Source organism: Pseudomonas sp. M2(2023) (assembly GCF_030263955.1).
In the GTDB taxonomy this organism is placed as follows: Bacteria; Pseudomonadota; Gammaproteobacteria; order Pseudomonadales; family Pseudomonadaceae; genus Aquipseudomonas; species Aquipseudomonas asiatica.
The window spans coordinates 3,027,105-3,047,282 of sequence record NZ_CP127114.1; the positions used below are offsets into that span (position 1 = coordinate 3,027,105).

The 20,178-nt window shown below is 63.6% G+C and carries 14 protein-coding genes; 11 read left to right on the forward strand and 3 right to left on the reverse strand.

Annotation, left to right across the window (positions count from 1 at the left end):
• The first annotated feature begins 157 nt into the window (after positions 1–157).
• The 7 genes from gspG (at position 158) to QN085_RS14055 (ending at position 10,723) form a co-directional block, all read left to right on the forward strand.
• The gene (gspG, locus tag QN085_RS14025) at positions 158–583 is read left to right on the forward strand and encodes a type II secretion system major pseudopilin GspG (protein WP_003258264.1); all 426 of its coding nucleotides are present in this window, start codon (positions 158–160) and stop codon (positions 581–583) included.
• A gap of 11 nt (positions 584–594) precedes the next feature.
• Positions 595–1,785, forward strand: coding sequence for a type II secretion system F family protein (locus QN085_RS14030; protein WP_013972811.1), 1,191 nt, complete (start codon positions 595–597; stop codon positions 1,783–1,785).
• A gap of 169 nt (positions 1,786–1,954) precedes the next feature.
• Positions 1,955–3,196, forward strand: a complete 1,242-nt coding sequence (mexE, locus tag QN085_RS14035; RefSeq protein ID WP_015270540.1) for a multidrug efflux RND transporter periplasmic adaptor subunit MexE — start codon at positions 1,955–1,957, stop codon at positions 3,194–3,196.
• 12 nt (positions 3,197–3,208) lie between these two features.
• Positions 3,209–6,388, forward strand: a complete 3,180-nt coding sequence (locus QN085_RS14040) for an efflux RND transporter permease subunit (RefSeq protein WP_023663051.1) — start codon at positions 3,209–3,211, stop codon at positions 6,386–6,388.
• On the forward strand, positions 6,385–7,800 hold the full coding sequence (locus QN085_RS14045) for an efflux transporter outer membrane subunit (RefSeq protein WP_013972814.1): 1,416 nt from the start codon (positions 6,385–6,387) through the stop codon (positions 7,798–7,800). Before QN085_RS14040 ends, QN085_RS14045 begins: the two co-directional genes overlap by 4 nt.
• Before the next feature lie 169 nt (positions 7,801–7,969).
• Positions 7,970–9,025, forward strand: coding sequence for a tetratricopeptide repeat protein (locus QN085_RS14050; RefSeq protein ID WP_013972815.1), 1,056 nt, complete (start codon positions 7,970–7,972; stop codon positions 9,023–9,025).
• Positions 9,026–9,106: 81 nt separating this feature from the next.
• The gene (locus QN085_RS14055) at positions 9,107–10,723 is read left to right on the forward strand and encodes a response regulator (protein WP_013972816.1); all 1,617 of its coding nucleotides are present in this window, start codon (positions 9,107–9,109) and stop codon (positions 10,721–10,723) included.
• A gap of 6 nt (positions 10,724–10,729) precedes the next feature.
• Here the strand turns inward: QN085_RS14055 and QN085_RS14060 are convergent, their stop codons facing one another.
• Positions 10,730–12,760, reverse strand: coding sequence for a hybrid sensor histidine kinase/response regulator (locus tag QN085_RS14060; RefSeq protein WP_013972817.1), 2,031 nt, complete (start codon positions 12,758–12,760; stop codon positions 10,730–10,732).
• Between the two features lie 211 nt (positions 12,761–12,971).
• On the opposite strand from QN085_RS14060, the gene QN085_RS14065 reads away from it, so the two are divergent.
• Both QN085_RS14065 and QN085_RS14070 read left to right on the forward strand, forming a co-directional pair.
• Complete coding sequence (locus tag QN085_RS14065) at positions 12,972–13,658, forward strand: type 1 glutamine amidotransferase domain-containing protein (RefSeq protein ID WP_015270546.1); 687 nt, start codon at positions 12,972–12,974, stop codon at positions 13,656–13,658.
• 126 nt (positions 13,659–13,784) lie between these two features.
• On the forward strand, positions 13,785–14,570 hold the full coding sequence (locus QN085_RS14070) for a CSS-motif domain-containing protein (protein WP_023663070.1): 786 nt from the start codon (positions 13,785–13,787) through the stop codon (positions 14,568–14,570).
• A 38-nt stretch (positions 14,571–14,608) separates the two neighbouring features.
• Here the strand turns inward: QN085_RS14070 and hppD are convergent, their stop codons facing one another.
• Positions 14,609–15,685, reverse strand: coding sequence for a 4-hydroxyphenylpyruvate dioxygenase (gene hppD, locus QN085_RS14075; RefSeq protein WP_013972820.1), 1,077 nt, complete (start codon positions 15,683–15,685; stop codon positions 14,609–14,611).
• Positions 15,686–15,984: 299 nt separating this feature from the next.
• Between hppD and QN085_RS14080 the strand changes: the two genes are divergently transcribed.
• Both QN085_RS14080 and rarD read left to right on the forward strand, forming a co-directional pair.
• Positions 15,985–17,571, forward strand: a complete 1,587-nt coding sequence (locus tag QN085_RS14080) for an EAL domain-containing protein (RefSeq protein ID WP_013972821.1) — start codon at positions 15,985–15,987, stop codon at positions 17,569–17,571.
• A gap of 32 nt (positions 17,572–17,603) precedes the next feature.
• The gene (gene rarD / locus QN085_RS14085; RefSeq protein ID WP_013972822.1) at positions 17,604–18,491 is read left to right on the forward strand and encodes an EamA family transporter RarD; all 888 of its coding nucleotides are present in this window, start codon (positions 17,604–17,606) and stop codon (positions 18,489–18,491) included.
• Here the strand turns inward: rarD and QN085_RS14090 are convergent.
• Entirely contained in the window at positions 18,454–20,025 is a 1,572-nt protein-coding gene (locus QN085_RS14090) for a TerC family protein (protein ID WP_013972823.1), read from the reverse strand. The two genes, rarD and QN085_RS14090, sit on opposite strands and share 38 nt — an antisense overlap.
• Positions 20,026–20,178 lie beyond the last annotated feature (153 nt).

The following is a 20,178-nucleotide window of genomic DNA, read 5'->3' on the forward strand; positions in this document are numbered from 1 at the left end:
TGTTGGGGGATATACCCCGGAAAACCCGGTGTCGATGACCACGACGCAAGCACTGTGCCGCTTCGCGTGCCGCATGGTGCAAGGCGCCAGCGCAGGCGTGCACGGCTGTTGCATGGAGCCAGCAAAAGCTTGTCCCCATGCAGCGGAGGGCTTCACCATGCAGCGCAGAACCAACCCTCAACGTGGCTTCACCCTGCTCGAACTTTTGGTGGTGCTGGTGGTGCTCGGCCTGTTGGCCGGTATCGTCGCGCCCAAGTACTTCAGCCAGCTCGGCCGCTCCGAAGCCAAGGTGGCGCGGGCGCAGATAGAGGGGCTGAGCAAGGCCCTGGACCTGTACCGCCTGGAAGTCGGCCACTACCCCAGCAGTGAGCAGGGCCTGCAGGCCCTGGTGGTCGCCCCCAATGGCGAAGCGCGCTGGACCGGCCCGTACCTGCAGAAGGCCGTGCCGCAAGACCCGTGGGGCCGCGCATACATCTACCGGCAACCCGGCGAGAACGGCGGCGAGTACGACCTGCTGTCGATGGGCAAGGACGGCCAGCCCGGTGGCGACGGGGAAAACGCCGAAATCACCAGTTGGCAGTAGGGAGAACGGCCATGCGCTACAGCCTCAAGGCCCTGGGCAGGCAGGGTGTGGTGCAGTTGCAGATCGACGCCGAGGACGCCGACCAGGCCCGCCGCCAGGTCGAGGACCAGGGCTTGCGCGTGCTCAGCCTGCATGGCCACGGCGGCGCCTTGCGCGGCATGGCCTGGCGCCGCGAAGCAAGCTTTGACCTGGTGCTGTTCAGCCAGGAACTCTCGACCCTGCTCAACGCCGGCCTGCCGCTGATCGACGCGCTGGAAAGCCTGGCGGAAAAGGCCCCCGCAGCCGCAGCGCGCAAAGTGCTCGCCGAACTGGTCCGCCAACTGTACGAAGGCCGCTCGCTGTCCCAGGCCCTGGGCCAGCAGCCACGGGTGTTCCCGCCGCTATACGTGGCGCTGGTACAGTCCAGCGAGCGTACCGGCGCGCTCGGCGACGCCCTCGCCCGCTACATAAGCTACCGCCAGCGCCTGGACCTGGTCCGGCAGAAGCTGGTGGGTGCCTCGGTCTACCCGATGCTGCTATTGCTGGTGGGCGGTGGCGTGGTGCTGTTCCTGCTTGGCTACGTGGTGCCGCGTTTCAGCCAGGTGTTCGAGGGCATGGGCACCGAGTTGCCCTGGCTGTCTCGGCTGCTGATGCAGATCGGGCTATTCCTGCATGCCCAGCAACTACCGCTGGCATTGGGCGCCCTCGGTGCGGCCACTGCGCTGTGGCTGCTGCGCCGCCAGCCATGGGTACGGCGCTGGGCAGCCTGCCAGCTGCGGCGCCTGCCGGCACTTCACCAACGCCTGATGATGTACGAACTGGCGCGCTTCTATCGCTCATTGGGCATCCTGCTGCAAGGCGGTATCCCCATCCTCACCGCCATGGGCATGGCCCGCGGCCTGCTCGGCAGCGCGGCGGCCGAGGGCCTGGAGCACGCCAGCCAGCGGGTCGCCGAAGGGTTGCCCCTGTCCGATGCGTTGGAGGCCGGGCAACTGGTGACGCCGGTGTCGTTGCGCCTGCTGCGCGCCGGCGAGCAGTCCGGCAACCTGGGCGAAATGCTGGAGCGCTGCGCCGACTTCCATGACCAGGAAATCGGCCGCTGGGTGGAATGGTTCGTCAAGCTGTTCGAACCGCTGCTGATGACCTTCATCGGCCTGCTGATCGGCCTGATCGTGATCCTGATGTACATGCCGATCTTCGAACTGGCCTCGAGCATTCACTGAAATCACTGACCCAGGATGAAAGCCCACGACCGAGCTGGCCATGTCTGCAATCGATGAATGATCTGCTCATATCATTCATCGTGATAATAACCTTCGTCCCGTTCGATTCGTGCCTCACGCGCAAGACACTCACACTCCGCCCACTACTAATACATTGGCGGAGTTCTCCATGGAACAATCATTCAAACCCTTGCGCTTCCCCCTCGCTGCCCTGGCAGTGGTGGTGATCAGCGCTTGTGGCCGAACCCCAGACGCAGTGCAGGCTCCCACCGCGCCGAAGGTCAGCGTGGCCAAGGTGATCGAGCAACCGATCAATGAATGGGACGAGTTCACCGGCCGCCTCGAAGCGCCGGAAACCGTCGAGGTACGCCCACGGGTCTCCGGCCAGATCGACCTGGTAGCCTTCACCGAAGGCGCCCAGGTCAAGAAAGGCGACCTGCTGTTCCAGATCGATCCACGCCCGTTCCAGGCAGAGGTCCGCCGCCTCGAAGCCCAACTGCAGCAGGCCAAGGCCACCGCCATTCGCAGCGCCAACGAAGCCCGCCGTGGCGAACGCCTGCGTGACAGCAACGCCATTTCCGCAGAACTGGCCGAATCGCGTAGCAGCGCTGCCGCCGAAGCCCGCGCCGGGGTCGACGCGATCCAGGCCCAGCTCGACCTGGCACGCCTGAACCTCAGCTTCACCCGTGTCACCGCGCCCATCAGCGGCCGTGTCAGCCGCGCCCAGTTCACCGCCGGCAACATCGTCACCGCCGATGTCACCCCGCTGACCAGCGTGGTCTCCACCGACAAGGTCTACGCCTACTTCGACGCCGACGAGCGCGTGTACCTCAAGTACACCCAGCTGGCTCGCGAAGGCCAGCGCGGCCAGAGCACCCCGGTGTACCTGGGCCTGACCAACGAAACCGGCAACCCGCACCTGGGCCAGATGAACTTCGTCGACAACCAGGTCAACCCGCGCACCGGCACCATCCGTGGCCGTGCGGTGTTCGACAACAGCGACGGCCAGTTCACCCCAGGCCTGTATGCACGCCTGAAGCTGGTGGGCAGCGCACAGTACCAGGCCGTGCTGATCAACGACGAAGCCGTGGGCACCGACCTTGGCAAGAAGTTCGTGCTGGTCATGGACAAGGACAACAAGGCCGCCTACCGCGCCGTGGAGCTGGGGCCGAAGCTGGAAGGCCTGCGCATCGTGCGCAGCGGCCTGGGCAAGGACGACCGCATCGTGGTCAAGGGCCTGCAGCGTGTGCGCCCTGGCTCACCGGTCACCCCGGAAGAGACACCGATGGCCAGCGAACAGACCCTCGCCGCCCTCGCCCAGCAGCGCCAGGCCCTGGAGGCCAGCAACCCGGCGCCGAAGGTGGCGGGCAACAACGTGAAAGTCGCCAGCGCCCAGGCGCCACGCGGTTAAGGGACCACACCGATGAACTTCTCGAAATTCTTCATTACCCGGCCAATTTTCGCCGCGGTGCTGTCGCTGGTGCTGCTGATCGCGGGTTCGATCTCGCTGTTCCAGCTGCCGATCAGCGAATACCCCGAAGTGGTGCCGCCCACCGTGGTGGTGCGCGCCAACTTCCCCGGCGCCAACCCCAAGGTCATCGGCGAAACCGTCGCCGCGCCACTGGAGCAGGCGATTACCGGCGTGGAGAACATGCTGTACATGTCCTCCCAGTCCACCGCTGACGGCAAGCTGACGCTGACCATCACCTTCGCCCTGGGCACCGACCTGGACAACGCCCAGGTGCAGGTGCAGAACCGCGTCACCCGTACCCAGCCCAAGCTGCCAGAGGAAGTGACCCGCATCGGTATCACGGTCGACAAGGCCTCGCCCGACCTGACCATGGTCGTGCACCTGACCTCGCCGGATAACCGCTACGACATGCTCTACCTGTCCAACTACGCCATCCTCAACATCAAGGATGAGCTGGCGCGCCTGGGCGGCGTGGGCGATGTGCAGCTGTTCGGCATGGGCGACTACTCGCTGCGCGTGTGGCTGGACCCGAACAAGACCGCTTCGCGCAACCTCACCGCCAGTGATGTGGTGGCTGCGATCCGCGAGCAGAACCGCCAGGTGGCCGCCGGCCAGCTGGGCGCCCCACCCGCCCCGGGTTCGACCAGCTTCCAGCTGTCGATCAACACCCAGGGTCGCCTGGTGAATGAGGAAGAGTTCGAGAACATCATCATCCGCGCCGGTGCCGATGGCGAAATCACCCGCCTGAAGGACATCGCCCGGGTCGAACTCGGTTCCAGCCAGTACGCCCTGCGCTCGCTGCTGAACAACCAGCCGGCGGTGGCCATTCCGATCTTCCAGCGCCCAGGCTCCAACGCCATCGAGATCTCCGACGAAGTGCGGGCGAAGATGGCCGAGCTGAAGAAGGACTTCCCCGAGGGCATGGACTACAGCATCGTCTATGACCCGACCGTGTTCGTCCGTGGTTCCATCGAAGCCGTGGTACACACCCTGTTCGAAGCGCTGGTGCTGGTGGTGCTGGTCGTCATCCTGTTCCTGCAGACCTGGCGTGCCTCGATCATCCCGCTGATGGCCGTGCCGGTATCGCTGATCGGTACCTTTGCCGTGATGCACCTGTTCGGCTTCTCGCTCAACGCGCTGTCATTGTTCGGCCTGGTCCTGGCCATCGGTATCGTGGTGGACGATGCCATCGTCGTGGTGGAGAACGTCGAGCGCAACATCGGCCTGGGCCTGAAACCGCTGGAAGCCACGCAAAAGGCCATGGGCGAAGTGACCGGGCCGATCATCGCCACCGCCCTGGTGCTGTGCGCGGTGTTCGTACCTGCTGCGTTCATTTCCGGCCTGACCGGGCAGTTCTACAAGCAGTTCGCTCTGACCATCGCCATTTCCACGGTCATCTCGGCATTCAACTCGCTGACCCTGTCGCCGGCCCTGGCAGCCGTGCTGCTGAAGGACCACCATGCGCCCAAGGACCGTTTCTCGCGGTTCCTGGAAAAACTGCTGGGCAGCTGGCTGTTCGCCCCGTTCAACCGCTTCTTCGACCGCGCTTCCAACCGCTACGTCGGCGGCGTGCGTCGGGTCATCCGCTCCAGCGGCATCGCCCTGTTCGTGTATGCCGGCCTGATGGGCCTGACCTACCTCGGCTTCTCGTCCACCCCGACCGGTTTCGTGCCGGCCCAGGACAAGCAGTACCTGGTGGCGTTCGCCCAGCTGCCTGACGCGGCCAGCCTCGACCGCACCGAAGCGGTGATCAAGCGCATGAGCGAAATCGCCCTGAAGCAGCCTGGCGTGGCCGACTCGGTAGCCTTCCCTGGCCTGTCGATCAACGGTTTCACCAACAGCCCGAACAGCGGCATCGTGTTCACCCCGCTCAAGCCGTTCGACGAGCGCAAGGACCCGAGCCAGTCGGCGGCGGCCATCGCGGCTGCACTGAATGCCCAGTTCGCCGACATCCAGAACGCCTACATCGCGATCTTCCCGCCACCGCCGGTACAAGGCCTGGGCACCATCGGCGGCTTCCGTCTGCAGATCGAAGACCGTGGCAACCTGGGCTACGAGGCGCTGTACAAGGAAACCCAGAACATCATCGCCAAGAGCCACAACGTGCCGGAACTGGCGGGCCTTTTCACCAGCTACCAGGTCAACGTGCCCCAGGTCGATGCCGCCATCGACCGGGAAAAGGCCAAGACCCACGGCGTGGCGATCACCGACATCTTCGACACCCTGCAGGTCTACCTGGGCTCGCTGTACACCAACGACTTCAACCGCTTTGGCCGTACCTATCAGGTCAACGTCCAGGCCGAGCAGCAGTTCCGCCTCGATGCCGAGCAGATCGGCCAGCTGAAGGTGCGCAACAACCTCGGCGAGATGATCCCGCTGGCGACCTTCCTCAAGGTCAGCGACACCTCCGGGCCTGACCGGGTGATGCACTACAACGGTTTCATCACCGCCGAGATCAACGGCGCCGCGGCACCGGGCTACAGCTCCGGCCAGGCCGAAGCTGCCATCGAGAAGCTGCTGAAGGAGGAACTGCCCAACGGCATGACCTTCGAGTGGACCGACCTGACCTACCAGCAGATCCTTTCGGGCAATACCGCGCTGTTCGTGTTCCCGCTGTGCGTGCTGCTGGCCTTCCTGGTGCTTGCCGCCCAGTACGAAAGCTGGAGCCTGCCGCTGGCAGTGATCCTGATCGTGCCTATGACCCTGTTGTCGGCCATCACCGGGGTGATCGTGTCGGGGGGTGACAACAACATCTTCACCCAGATCGGTCTGATCGTACTGGTGGGCCTGGCGTGCAAGAACGCGATCCTGATCGTCGAGTTCGCCAAGGACGAACAGGCCAAGGGGCTCGACCCGCTGGCTGCGGTACTGGAAGCCTGCCGCCTGCGCCTGCGGCCGATCCTGATGACCTCGATCGCTTTCATCATGGGTGTGGTTCCACTGGTGTTCAGCTCCGGTGCCGGTTCTGAAATGCGCCATGCCATGGGCGTGGCGGTGTTCTCGGGAATGATCGGGGTTACCGTGTTCGGCCTGTTCCTGACCCCGGTGTTCTTCTTCCTGATTCGCCGTTTCGTCGAGCGTCGCCAGGCCCGCAAGGCCGAACGCGCCCAATCGCTGGAGAGCCATGCATGAACCTGCTCAAACCCTTGACCCCGAGCTTGCTGGCGCTCGCCTTGTCGGCCTGTGCAGTAGGCCCGGACTACCAGGCGCCAGCCACCGAGCCCGCGCAGCTGGCCAGCGACATACAGACCAAGGCCTACGACCGTAGCCGTTTCGAAAGCCTGTGGTGGAAGCAGTTCGACGACCCGGTGCTGAACCAGCTGGTGCAGGCTTCGCTGGATGGCAACCGTGACCTGCGCGTGGCCTTCGCCCGCCTGAAGTCGGCCCGTTCGATCCGTGAAGACGCCGAGAACGATCAGTTTCCGGTGGTCACCAGCCGCGCCAGCAGCGACATCGGCAAGGGCCAGATCCCCGGCCAGACCACGCAGCGGGTAAACAGTGAGCGCTACGACCTGGGCCTGGACATGGCCTGGGAGCTTGACCTGTTCGGCCGCATCCAGCGCCAGATCGAAGCCAGCGAAGCCCAGGAAGCAGCAGCCGCGGCCGACCTGCAGCAGCTGCAGGTCAGCCTGATCGCCGAACTGGTGGATGCTTACGGCCAGCTGCGTGGCGCGCAGTTGCGCGAGAAGATCGCCCTGGCCAACCTCAAGACCCAGCAGGAATCGCGGGCCATCACCGAAACCCTGCGCGATGCCGGCGTGGGCAACGACCTTGATGTGGTGCGGGCCGACGCGCGCCTGGCCGGGGTTGAAGCCACCGTACCGCAACTGCAGGCGGAACAGGCACGGGCCCGGCATCGCATCGCCACCCTGCTCGGTCAGCGCCCCGAGGCGCTCAGCGTCGACCTGTCGCCCAAGGCACTGCCGGCCATCGCCAAGGCGCTACCGGTGGGTGACCCGGGGGAACTGCTGCGCCGCCGCCCGGACATCCGCAGCGCCGAACGCCAGCTGGCGGCTGCCACCGCCAACGTTGGCGTGGCCACGGCCGACTTGTTCCCGCGCGTCAGCCTCAGTGGCTTCCTCGGCTTTACTGCTGCACGTGGTTCGCAGATAGGTTCCTCGGCAGCCAATGCCTGGGCGCTGGGCCCGAGCATAACGTGGGCCGCCTTCGACCTGGGCAGCGTGCGCGCCCGACTGCGCGGTGCCAAGGCCGATGCCGAAGGGGCACTGGCCAACTATGAACAGCAGGTATTGCTGGCCCTGGAAGAATCGGCCAACGCCTTCAGCGACTACGACAAGACCCAGCAGCGGCTGTTGTCGCTGATGCGCCAGAGCGACGCCAGCCGCAAGGCGGCGGAACTGGCCTCGATTCGTTATCGCGAGGGTACGGTGGACTACCTGGTGCTGCTCGATGCCGAGCGTGAGCGGCTGAGCGCTGAAGATGCGCAGGCCCAGGGTGAAGTCGAGTTGTACCGCGGCATCGTCTCCATCTACAAGGCCCTGGGCGGCGGCTGGCAACCGGAGACCGTAGCCAGCGCGCGCTGATACACCCGCTTCAACGACTCCTTTGGTTGGCCCCTCCCCCAACCGTTTGCCCCGCAGGCCTTGGTCCGCGGGGCTTTTTTATGCTGATTGAGGGTGTGTGCAGGGACCTGGTTGCATTTACCACCCGGCTAGCCCAAGCTCTGCCCTTCCCGCCGCCCCGGATCGTCCGATGCACAGACGCAACCGCTACCTGATCGCCCTGCTGCTGTTGATCCTGGTATCGGCCCTGTTCGGCTACCTGTGGCGCGACGCTCCGCCAGCCCCGCCTACCCTGCCTGCGCACAGCTACGCCAAGGCCCTGCGCCAGGCCCATGAGGGCCAACCCGGCGCTGCACGGGTGCTGTACCAGCAACTGCAGCGCACCGACCTGCCGCCCATTCGCCGTGCCGCCTTGTATGCCGAACTGCCAAACTACCCTTCGCCCCAGGCATTGAAACTCGCCCGTCAGGACCTCGAGCATGCCGACCCGCAGGTGCGCCGTGCAGCCATTGCCGGTATTCGCCGCCTGCTGCCGGCGGCGCAGCGCAGCCTGGTACTCGGCCCACTGCTGGACGACGACGAGCAAAGCGTGCGCTTTGCCGCGGTAGATGCCCTGCTCGGCCTTGCTCCGGATGACATCGGCCTTTATTTCGGCCCGCTACAGGTCGCCCTGGAGCAATACCAGCAGGCCCTCGAGCAACAACCCGAAGACGCCGACGCCCAAGTCCACCTGGCGCGCCTCTATCTGCACGAAAACGACTACACCCTGGCCGACACCGCCCTGCAGCGAGCCCTGGCGGTAGCGCCAGGCAACCTCGACGCACTGGCGACTCAGGTACGCCTGCTGGAGCGCCAGGGCTATCACGACGCCTCGCGTCAGATACTGGGCAAAGCCCTTGCGCTAAGCCCCGATTCGGCCTTTCTGCAGTACGAACTGGGGCTCTGGCTTAACCGTCACGAACAGCGCGAATACGCACTGCTGGCCTTGTCCCGTGCCGTCGAACTGGACCCGGACAACGCCGACTACCGCTATACACTGGCAGTCACCTTGCATGAACTGGAACAACTCGACGCCGCGCAAAAGCAACTGGAAATCGTGCTCAACCGCCAGCCGGCCAATCGCCGGGCACGGGTGTTGCTGATTAAGTACTGGAAGGAAACCGGCCAGTTGCAGAACGTGCAGGTGCTGCTGGCCGAGCTGGAGCGGCAGAATCCGGACGACCCAGTGTTGCAACAGGGCCTGTAGGCAACGTCCGAAAATTTGTTGAACCCCGGGGCTGTGCCCAGGGTCCAGTGGATATCGGACCACCCTTCAGGAGAGTGTGTAGTGGCCAGTTCGTTGGCGCTGGACGAACGTGCATTGATCCTGGCGCCCCCGCCAATAGCCGCAGATACTGCTCGCCTGCTCGCTTCTGCGGGCATCGACAGCCTGTGCGCGGTCGACCTGGCCAACCTGCAAGCCTGCCTGGCCGAAGGCGCAGGCCTGGCGATCATTGCCGAGCAAGCGTTCAAACAGGGCCCAAGTGCATTGCTGCAAGAATTCATCGACCAGCAACCGTGCTGGTCGGACCTGCCCATCGTGCTGCTCGGTCAAGGGAGCCAAGCGGCCAAGGGCTCGACCAACCTCCCGGTGGGCAACCTGGTCCTGCTGGTCGCACCATTCGAAAACGCCCAGCTGCTGCGCATGACCCAGTCCGCCCTGCGCAACCGGCGTCGGCAGTATCTGGCACGCGACCAGTTGCAAGACCTGCAGCAACGCCTTGACGCCAAGGCCGCACCTCCCGGCGAAGACCAGCAACGCAGCGAGTTTGCACGCCACCAAACGCGCAAGATGGAGGCCATCGGCCAACTGGCTGGGGGGGTCGCCCACGACTTCAACAACCTGCTCACCAGCATTGGTGGCAGCTTCGAGCTGATTGACCGGCGCTTGCGACAGGGTCGCAGCGATGGCCTGGACAACGTGCTGCGCATGGGCCGCGAGGCAGTGTCACGCGCCGCGCGCCTGACCCACCGCCTGCTGGCCTTCTCTTCTCGGCAATCGCTGCACACCCAGCAGGTCGGCCTGCACGACCTGCTCCAGGCAAAACGCCTGAAGGCTTGCGTGACCCCGACCGTGACCCTGCAGGTGCAAATCGCCAAGAACCTGTGGTCGGTCGAAGCCGATGACCAACAGTTACAGGAGGCCCTCGATAACCTGTTGCTCAATGCCTGCGAAGCCATGCCCAATGGCGGCCAGCTGCGCATCGAGGCAAGTAACCAGCACATCGGCGCCGGGCAATTCGCTGGCGGTGCCCTGTGCGCCGGCGACTATGTACGCCTGCGAGTCATCGATGACGGCCAGGGCATGGCGCAAAGCACGCTGGAGCATGCCTTCGAGCCGTTCTTCAGCACCAAGGCGATCGGCCAGGGCATCGGCCTTGGCCTGTCGATGGTTTACGGCTTCAGCAAGCAATCCCACGGACATGTCACCCTGCACAGCCAGATCGGCCAAGGGACCCGGGTGGACCTTTATCTGCCGCGCCATGTCGACCAGGGCCAGGCACCTGTCAAACCCGTACAACCCGTGCGAGGTTACCAGGGCCATCACGTGCTGGTAGTCGAGGACGACCCCCATGTACGCCAATTGCTCTGCCAGGCCCTGCGCGAGGATGGCTTCGCCTGCCACAGTGCCGCCGACGCCAATGAGGGCCTTAAGGTACTGCGTTCGACACAACCGGTGGATCTGCTGATCAGCGATGTCGGCTTGCCCGGCATGAATGGCCGCCAGTTGGCCGAGATTGCCCGCAACCTGCGCCCACGCTTGCCAGTACTGTTCATCACCGGCTATGCAGAAACCGCCATGGCCCGCGAGGGCTTCCTGGAGGCGGGGATGCACCTGATCAGCAAGCCCTTCGAGCTGAAGCAGCTGCAGGCCCAGGTGACCCAGATACTGGGCAAGCCCTGAACCGCTTCACTCCTCGAGCATGCGTAGCGCCTCATCCACCAGGTCCGCCAGCGGGAACGGCTTGTTCATCAATGCCGTGCCCGGCTGCTCGAGCAACTGCGCTTCGATCGGCTGCCCCGCATAGCCGGTAATGAAAAGGATCTTCTGCAACGGCAGCTGCATGCGCATGGCCTTGGCCACCTGGCGGCCACTGAAACCACCCGGCAAGCCAATGTCGGTGATCACCAGGTCGAACGGGCCGTCATGGCGGAAGCGCTCCAGTGCGCTATTGGCGTCGCCCACATCAATGACTTCGAAACCACGTTCGGTCAGGTACTCGCACATCACAGCACGCAAACCGAGCTCGTCATCGACCAGCAACAGGCGCTGCCTCCCGGCCATGCGCTGCGTCCGTTGCACAACCGCAGGCGCCTCGGGTACCGGGTCATGCCACCTTGGAAAAAGCATGCAGACCTTGGTGCCCTGGTTCGGCGCCGACTCGATCCAGGCGTAGCCCCCCGACTGGCCGACAAACCCATACACCATCGACAAACCAAGGCCTGAGCCACGCCCGACCGGCTTGGTGGTGAAGAACGGTTCAAAGGCCCTGGCAATGTCCACGGCCGGCATGCCATGGCCATCATCCTCCACATACAACGCAACGTAGTCGCCTGGTGGCAGGCCGCTCTCATCCGGGAAACACCTTGTCAGCCGCTGGTTGATGCTGCGCAGCGTGACATTGCCGCGATCAAGGCATGCTTCGCGGGCGTTGGTGCAAAGATTGATCAAGGCATTTTCCAGCTGGGAAACATCAAGGTTCACCGCCCACGGCGTGACATCCAGCTGCCAGTGCAAGCGCATCTCGGCGCCCAGCGTGCTCCGCAGCAGTGGTTCGCTCAAGCGCAATTGCCGGTTGAAGTCCAGCGGCCTGGGCGCCAAAGGTTGATGACGGGAAAACGCCAGCAGGCGATGGGTCAGCTCCATGGCACGCTGCACCGAATCTCGCGCGACCTCGACATACGCCTCCACCCGCTCCAGCCGTCCTTCCTGCAGGCGCCGCTGAAGCAGTTCGAGGCTGCCACCGATGCCGGACAACAAGTTGTTCAATTCATGGCCCATGCCCCCGGCCAACTGCCCAACCACCTCCAGACGCTCGTTGTTGCGCATCAGCGTTTCGGATTGACGAGCAGCCTCCTCACGTTCCCCGGTGATATCCCGGCCAACGGCAGTCAGCAGGCTGCCATCGAACCGTGCACTCCAGCGAAAACAGTGGTAATGGCCATCGCGGTGGCGCAGGCGCGTCTCTATCTGCTCGGTATCCTGGTACTGCAGGCACCCGGAAACAGCCACCTCTACCTCAGCGCGATCTGCCGGATGTACCAGGTCCAGCACCGGAGTGCCCAGTACCTGCTCTTCAGACCAGCCCAGGATGCGATACCAGGCGGGGTTGGCGGCACACACCTTCAGCTCGGGAGTGACGGTCATCATCGCATCACGCGACAGCTGCCAGAACTGCTCGCGCTCCACCAGGTGTCGCTCGACCTGCCGCTGGAATTCTTGCGCCTGCTCCCGCCAGTGGCGATGCGCCTCGACGCTGGCCGTGGTTTCGATCACCGCGTGCAGAAACCCTGCCACGTTGCCCAGTTCATCGTGCAACGGTGTGTAACCGAACGCACACCACAACGGCTCCCCGCCTTGGCCGCAGCCAATACGCAGTGGTGGGTCCTCGACAAAGCTCGAGCGCCCCTCGAGCGCCTTGAACACCCACGGTCCCATCGCCGGCCACTCATCGCTCCACAGCGCATCGAAGGACATGCCCAATGCATCCGGGGCAACCCGCCGCAATGCCCGATAGCCTTCATTGTGGACCACGCTGAGGTCTGGTCCCCAGACCACGGCACACGGGAACGGTGACAATTGCATCATGTCGACGGCAATGCGCAACGAAGCCGGCCAGCGCGGCAGCGGCCCGAGCGGTGTTCGCCCCCAGTCGAACCGTGCAATCCGTTCGCCCATGAGGTCGACCGGTGCCAGCACAGACGGCTTCAGGATGACCATCGACGCAGGCTCGCGCGGCGTACCATTTGTGACCACTGTCGTGACTCCAGCATGATTCAGAAAAAGTACGGGCGCTGCGTGAATGTGGTTCACGTTAGCACAACACACGCCACGCAATATGGCGTACCGGCACCTGAGAGCTATGCTCATTAGGTTTTCCCTCGGGCCGGGGGAGCAACGGCCCATTCAGGTTGCCGACGGGAGCGTGGTCATGAGCAAGAAAATGCTGGTGGTGCTGACCAATACAGCCAAGTATCCGACCCTCAAGCGGGCGACCGGCTTGTGGCTGGGGGAAGCGGTGCACTTTGTCGAAAAAGTCGAAAAAGCCGGTTACGAGGTCGATTATGTCAGCCCGCTGGGCGGCTACGTCCCTGTCGACCCGCATAGCTTGCAGATGGCGCCCGACCTGGACTGGCTGTGGTATGACGACAAGCGCTTCATGACCCGCCTGGGCAACACCTTGAGCCCTGGCCAGGTGAAGGCAGAAGAGTACAGCGTCATCTACTACACCGGCGGGCACGGAGTGATGTATGACTTTCCTGACAACCAGCCGCTGCAAGAGCTGGCCCGCCGGGTGTACGAGCACAAGGGCATTGTCGCGGCGGTTTGCCATGGCGTTGTCGGCCTGCTGAACATCAAGCTCAGCGACAACAGCCTGTTGCTCAAGGACCGTCAGGTGACCGGCTTCTCCAATACCGAGGAGAAACTCGTCGAACTGGACAAGGTGGTCCCCTTCCTGACGGAAACCGAGCTGGGTGCCCGCGGTGGTACCTACAGCAAGCATGAAGACCCGTGGCAGCCGTTCGTGGTGGCCGATGATCGGCTGATCACCGGGCAGAACCCGGCCTCCACGGCCCAGTTGGCCGAAAAAGTGCTCGCCAGGCTGAAGCGAGGCTGACAACGAGGTTCTGCTTTTCTGTAAAACCGCAACACTTTTGGCCTACAGCCGGAGCATCATCAAGCACATAGGATCAGCGTTGACCTGTTCAACCCGAACAGCAAGGTTCAACGGAGCGGCGGTCCTATGGCAGCAATACCGAGTCTCGGCATCAACTGGCGGAAGTTACTGTTGATATTGTCCATCGGCGCAATACCGGTACTGTCCGGGTTACTGATGATGAACTATCAACTGGATAGAAAACTTGAGGAGAATGCCAAGGTTTCTGTTCAAGAGGCGATTTTCAGCATCGACCAGGCACTGGGCCGCATGGAAGGCGATCTGGACCTGATCCTGCCATTGGCAGGCAAGCCCTGTGACGAAGTGCTTGGTACGCTGGAGCAGAGAGTCGCCAACAGCCCGCACCTTCGCTCACTGATACTCACCCGCGACCAACAAGCGTATTGTGCGACGGACATGGACCCTTTGGCGTACAACTCGGCTTTTGCCCTGTCCGGACGGCAGACAGAGCTGGCATTCGACGCTCCATCGTCGCCTAACGCGGCGATCATCAAAGTCCAGAGACCGAACAGCGACCCTGGGATAATCGCAACAGCGTACGGTCGGCAGCTGCGTGACGAACTGCGTGCTTTCCAGGACGGCCTGACACTGCTTCTGGAATTCAGCGACCTGTATATCTGGAGCGAGGGAGACAGCCGCGACGCACAACGCCCCTCCCAGGCCGAATTCACCGAGCGATCGGTTTCCCAGAAATATGGTTACGTGGTGATCGGCGGTTACCCCAAAGGGTACGCCACCCAGGAGTTTCGCCTATCCCTGCATCAGGTACTGCCCTCGCTGGTATTGGTCGGGGTCGCCAGCATGTTCATCATGTACCTGGGCCTGACCATTTCGGGCAAGAAGAAGGGTTGATACCGCCGCCATCGAATCGTGACGGCGGTACCCTGGGGTTACTCGGTGCTCAGCACACCACGACGTACCTGGTCGCGCTCGATGGATTCGAACAGGGCCTTGAAGTTGCCTTCGCCAAAGCCGTCATCCCCCTTGCGCTGGATGAACTCGAAGAACACCGGGCCGAGCAGGGTCTCGGAAAAGATCTGCAGCAGCAGGCGCTTGTCGTCAGGCTGGGAGGCACCATCGAGGAGGATACCGCGTGCTTTCAACTGGTCGACCGGCTCGCCATGACCTGGCAGGCGCTCTTCGAGCATCTCGTAGTAGGTTTGCGGCGGTGCAGTCATGAAGCGCATGCCGAAGCCCTTGAGGGCGTCCCAGGTCTTGAGCAGGTCATCGGTCAGGAAGGCGACGTGCTGGATGCCTTCGCCGTTGAACTGCATCAGGAACTCTTCGATCTGCCCGGAGCCCTTGGACGATTCTTCGTTCAGCGGGATGCGGATCATGCCATCCGGTGCGGTCATGGCACGCGAAGTCAGGCCGGTGTACTCACCCTTGATGTCGAAATAGCGGATTTCGCGGAAGTTGAACAGCTTCTCGTAGAAGCCGGCCCAGTACGACATGCGCCCGCGATAAACGTTGTGGGTGAGGTGGTCGATGATCTTCAGGCCGGCACCCACCGGGTTGCGGTCCACACCCTCGATGAACTTGAAGTCGATATCGTAGATCGAGCTGCCTTCCTCGAAACGGTCGATCAGGTACAGCGGCGCACCGCCGATGCCCTTGATCGCCGGCAGGCGCAGTTCCATCGGGCCGGTTTCGATTTCCACCGGCTGGGCGCCCAGTTCCAGGGCGCGGGCATAGGCCTCATGGGCATTGCGCACGCGGAACGCCATGCCGCATACCGACGGGCCGTGTTCGGCAGCGAAGTACGAGGCGATGCTCTTGGGTTCGTTGTTCAGGATCAGGTTGATGTCACCCTGGCGATACAGGTGCACATCCTTGGAACGGTGGGTAGCGACCTTGGTGAAGCCCAGCATCTGGAATACCGGCTCGAGTACGCCAGGGGTCGGCGAAGCCAGTTCGATGAATTCAAAGCCCATCAGGCCCATCGGATTGTCGAAGATATCAGCCATGTTCGTGTCCTCATCTGCAGCGAAAGATTATTGATTGCGTGGGATGTGGAACGGAAACGGCGGGGAGCACGGGATACCCCGCACGCTGCGGGCGAGGAAATCACCTATTATCAGCTTGAACCCATGGTATGTCATATGGACCCATTCTCGGCGGGCTTGATCCTTCGGCATCGAAGGACCTTATTGTTGTATTCGTAAATGGATTCTACATTGCGTAAAATGGTTTGTCGCCCTTTAGTTGCTCACCGGTTCCGACAAGCGGCTATCCTCTCGTAATCCTTTATACAGATCAGGTCAGCATGCCCCTTACCGTCAAACGCCGCGCCGGCCTCGGCTGGCGCACCCTGTTGCCCTGGGTCGTCGGCGTGCTGCCCGTGGCATGCGGCCTGGCCGTGATGAACTGGCAGATCGAGCGTGAAATGCACGCCAGCAGCCAGGCTACCACCCGCCAGGTGGTGGAGCACGTCGAGCGCATTCTCGACAATCTGTCCAGCGCTGCCCATGCTCTGCTGCCGCTTGTCGACAGCCCGTGCGACGAGGTCCAGCTCATGCTGCGCGCCCAGGTCACGCGCAACGCCTTCGTACGCTCGACCAACCTGTTCCGGCACAACGCCCTTTATTGCACCTCGCTGTTCGGCGCATTCGACGAGCCGGTCAACCCCGGCGACTACATCGACGGCAAGCTGTGGCTGATGGACGGCAACTCGGTCACACCGGGCCACCCGCTGCTGGTGTATCGGGCCAGCGATGGCGACCGCGGCGCGATCAGTACGGTCGATGGCGAACACCTGCTGACGGCGCTGCGCCTGATCGGCCCCGATGAAGAGCTGCAGATCCGCGTGGGCGATGCCTGGCTGGGCAAGGATGGCATCGTGCACAAGGGCGTGCCCCCTGCCGCGGCCAGCGCGAATGTGCAGCTGGGCTCGACCCGTTACCCGTTCAGCGTGCATGGCGGCTACGGCGCCGACAAGCAGGGCCAGCTGTGGCGCAGCCACTATCCCGCCCTGTTCGGTCTGCTGCTGATACTGGGCGCGGTGGCCGGCCTGGTGTGCCGCTGGCAGGTTCGCCGCGCCACCTCGCCCCGTGCCGAACTGCGCCGGGCCCTGGAGGCCGACGAGTTCCTGCCGTACTTCCAGCCGGTAGTGCGCAAGGGCGACTACCGCTGGGCCGGCGCCGAAGTGCTGATGCGCTGGAACCACCCGCGCGAAGGCCTGGTGCGCCCCGACCTGTTCATCCCCTACGCCGAACACAGCGGGCAGATCGTCGCCATGACCCGTGCGCTGATGATGCACACCGCGCAGAGCCTGGCACCCTTTGCCGGGCTGCTGGAGGACGGTTTCCATATCGGCGTCAATATCACCGCCGACCACTGCCGCGACTTCAGCCTGCTGGACGATTGCCGAACCTTCCTCCAGCACTTCCCGCCAGGCCGGGTGGTGCTGACCCTGGAGCTGACCGAGCGCAAGCTGATCGAGCCCACGCCGGTGGCCCTGGAACTGTTCGAGAAGCTCGACGCCATGGGTGTGAAGATCGCCCTGGACGACTTCGGCACCGGCCAGTCAAGCCTCAACTACCTGCGCCAGTTCAAGGTCGATTACCTGAAGATCGACCAGAGCTTCGTCGCCATGATCGGTGGCGATGCGCTGTCGGTGCACATCCTCGAGACCATCATCGAGCTATCGGCCAAGCTGGGCCTGGGCATCGTTGCCGAGGGCGTGGAAACAGAAGCCCAGCGCGACTACCTGGCCCGTCATGAGGTGGACTTCCAGCAGGGCTACCTGTTCGCCAGGCCCATGCCGGCTGCCCAGTTCCTCGAAGCGCTGGCCGCACGCCCGGCTGCGTCGCGGTTGCCGCAAGCCGCGCCCCCTGAGATCATGCGCGGCTGATCCACCTGCTCAATTCCCTATTCGAGGCATTCGTGTCAAAAGGCATTCTTTCGTCGGTCATGGCGTCCTGTCTGTTCGCCGTGATGTACTTCTATACCTCTCTGCTCACGCCGCTCGATGGCGAGGAGATCTTTGGCTGGCGCACCCTGTTGACGCTGCCCTGCCTGACCCTGTTCATGCTTGTCTCGAAAGACTGGAAACGGGTGGGCGAACTGCTCGCCCGGGTAAAACATACGCCGCTGCTGTTGCTGGGCATGGTCGGCACATCGTGGCTGATGGGCGTGCAGCTGTGGCTGTTCCTCTGGGCGCCCCTGCACGGGCGCAGCCTTGAAGTGTCGATGGGCTATTTCCTGCTGCCGCTGGCCATGGTCCTGACCGGGCGGCTGGTGTATGGCGAGCGCCTGTCACGCCTGCAGAAGGTGGCCGTGGCCTGCGCTGCTCTGGGCGTGGGCCACGAGCTGTATCAGCATGGCAGTTTCGCCTGGGAAACCCTGGTGGTGACGATCGGCTACCCGATCTATTTCGTGTTGCGCAGGCGCTGCCGCACCGACCATTTGGGCGGCCTGTGGTGCGACATGTGCCTGCTGTTGCCATGGGCGCTGTATTTCGTGATCCAGGGCCCGCTTTCCCCTGCGGATCTGCAGGCACACCCTGGGCTGTATGCGTTGATCCCGATCCTCGGGGCGATCAGCGCCTCGGCCCTGATCGCCTACGTGCTGGCCAGCCGCCTGCTGCCTTTCAGCCTGTTCGGCCTGCTCAGCTACGTCGAGCCAGTGCTGCTGGTAGGCGTTGCGCTGTTGCTGGGCGAAACCATCGGCCCGGATCAGTGGCTGACCTACCTTCCGATCTGGGCCGCGGTGCTGGTACTGGTGATCGAGGGTTTCAAGCACCTGCTGCGTCAACGTCGCCGTTCGGTGTAAGCCGAACCTGACGCACCCGCCGCTCCTCGACCGCCTCCACGGTCAGCGTCCAGCCATTCCAGGCCAGGCGGTCACCAACCATAGGCAGGCGGTCGAGCAGGCTCATTACCAGGCCCGCGAGGGTCTGGTAGTCCTCGGTGGCGCGGGCGCAGAAGCCGGTACGTGCCTGCACCTGGCTCAGGTTCAACGCGCCGCTGACCACAAAGCCTTCACCTTCCTGAACGATGCCCGGGCCTTCGACCTCGCTGGCATCCGGCAACTCGCCGGCAATCGACTCCAGGATATCGGTCATGGTCAGCAGGCCGGTAAAGTCACCGAACTCGTTGACGACGAAAGCAATGTGCGTCGACTGGCCTCGCATCTGCTCCAGGGCATTGAGGATGCTGAAGCTCTCCAGCAGGTTCAGCGGTACTCGGGCCATGCCTTCCAGATCGGGCTGGTTGCCCGACAGCAGCTCCTTGAGCAGTTCCTTCTTGTGCACGAAGCCCAGTGGCTCGTCCACGCGGCCATCGCGGATCAGCGGCAGGCGCGAGTACGGCGAATTGGCCAGGGCTTGGGCAATGGCGTCGGCCGGCTGCGCCAGGTCGATCACATCGACCTCGGCGCGGGCGGTCATCACCGTGCGGATAGGCCGCTCGGCCAGGTTCAGCACGCCACTGATCATCACCCGTTCACGGCGGTCGAACAGCACCTGCTCCTCACCGCCTTCGACCAGGTCAGCGATTTCCTCGCCCACCTCGTCAGCCTCGACCCGGCGGCCACCCAGCAGGCGCAGCACGGCATGCGCGGTGCGCTCACGCAGCGGCCGGTGCTGCTGCAGGCTGCGCTTGCGGCGGGCACGGGCCAGCTGGTTGAACAGCTCGATCAGGATCGAGAAGCCGATGGCCGCGTACAGGTAGCCTTTGGGGATATGGAAGCCCAGGCCTTCGGCGGTGAGGCTGAAGCCGATCATCATCAGGAAGCCCAGGCACAGCATGATCACCGTGGGGTGGGCGTTGACGAAGCGGGTCAGCGGCTTGCTGGCAACGATCATGATGCCGATCGAGAAGATCACCGCGATCATCATCACCGACAACTGCTCGACCATGCCCACCGCGGTGATCACCGCGTCCAGCGAGAACACCGCATCAAGCACCACGATCTGCGCGACGATCGGCCAGAACGCAGCGTGGCGTACCGTGCCGCTGGCCTGGGCCACGTGGCCTTCCAGGCGTTCGTGCAGCTCCATGGTGGCCTTGAACAGCAGGAACACGCCACCGAACAGCATGATCAGGTCGCGGCCCGAGAAGCTCTTTTCGAACACCTCGAACAACGGCGCGGTCAGGGTGACCATCCACGAGATACTGGCCAACAGGCCAAGGCGCATGATCAACGCCAGGCTCAGGCCAATGACCCGTGCGCGGTCGCGCTGATGCGGCGGCAGTTTGTCGGCGAGGATGGCGATGAACACCAGGTTGTCGATACCCAGCACCAGCTCGAGGACGATAAGCGTCAACAGGCCCAGCCAGGCCGTGGGGTCGGCTAGCCATTCCATTAGCGGGTACTCACGAGGGCAGCGTCACGAGGACGGATGAAAGAAGGCCGGGAAGACCGGGGACTGGGGGGCTCCGCGAAGGTGCTCATATAGACCTTGTTAGCAAATTGGGAAAATGATCCTACAAGCTCAGCAGCTTTCCGTAATAGCGCA

What these genes read in the sequence shown, in the direction of transcription:
- gspG (WP_003258264.1), top strand. Translation starts at nt 158, where the DNA reads ATGCAGCGCAGAACCAACCCTCAACGTGGCTTCACCCTGCTCGAACTT.
- QN085_RS14030 (WP_013972811.1), top strand. Translation starts at nt 595, where the DNA reads ATGCGCTACAGCCTCAAGGCCCTGGGCAGGCAGGGTGTGGTGCAGTTG.
- mexE (WP_015270540.1), top strand. Translation starts at nt 1,955, where the DNA reads ATGGAACAATCATTCAAACCCTTGCGCTTCCCCCTCGCTGCCCTGGCA.
- QN085_RS14040 (WP_023663051.1), top strand. Translation starts at nt 3,209, where the DNA reads ATGAACTTCTCGAAATTCTTCATTACCCGGCCAATTTTCGCCGCGGTG.
- QN085_RS14045 (WP_013972814.1), top strand. Translation starts at nt 6,385, where the DNA reads ATGAACCTGCTCAAACCCTTGACCCCGAGCTTGCTGGCGCTCGCCTTG.
- QN085_RS14050 (WP_013972815.1), top strand. Translation starts at nt 7,970, where the DNA reads ATGCACAGACGCAACCGCTACCTGATCGCCCTGCTGCTGTTGATCCTG.
- QN085_RS14060 (WP_013972817.1), bottom strand. Translation starts at nt 12,760, where the DNA reads ATGGTCATCCTGAAGCCGTCTGTGCTGGCACCGGTCGACCTCATGGGC.
- QN085_RS14065 (WP_015270546.1), top strand. Translation starts at nt 12,972, where the DNA reads ATGAGCAAGAAAATGCTGGTGGTGCTGACCAATACAGCCAAGTATCCG.
- QN085_RS14070 (WP_023663070.1), top strand. Translation starts at nt 13,785, where the DNA reads ATGGCAGCAATACCGAGTCTCGGCATCAACTGGCGGAAGTTACTGTTG.
- hppD (WP_013972820.1), bottom strand. Translation starts at nt 15,685, where the DNA reads ATGGCTGATATCTTCGACAATCCGATGGGCCTGATGGGCTTTGAATTC.
- QN085_RS14080 (WP_013972821.1), top strand. Translation starts at nt 15,985, where the DNA reads ATGCCCCTTACCGTCAAACGCCGCGCCGGCCTCGGCTGGCGCACCCTG.
- QN085_RS14090 (WP_013972823.1), bottom strand. Translation starts at nt 20,025, where the DNA reads ATGGAATGGCTAGCCGACCCCACGGCCTGGCTGGGCCTGTTGACGCTT.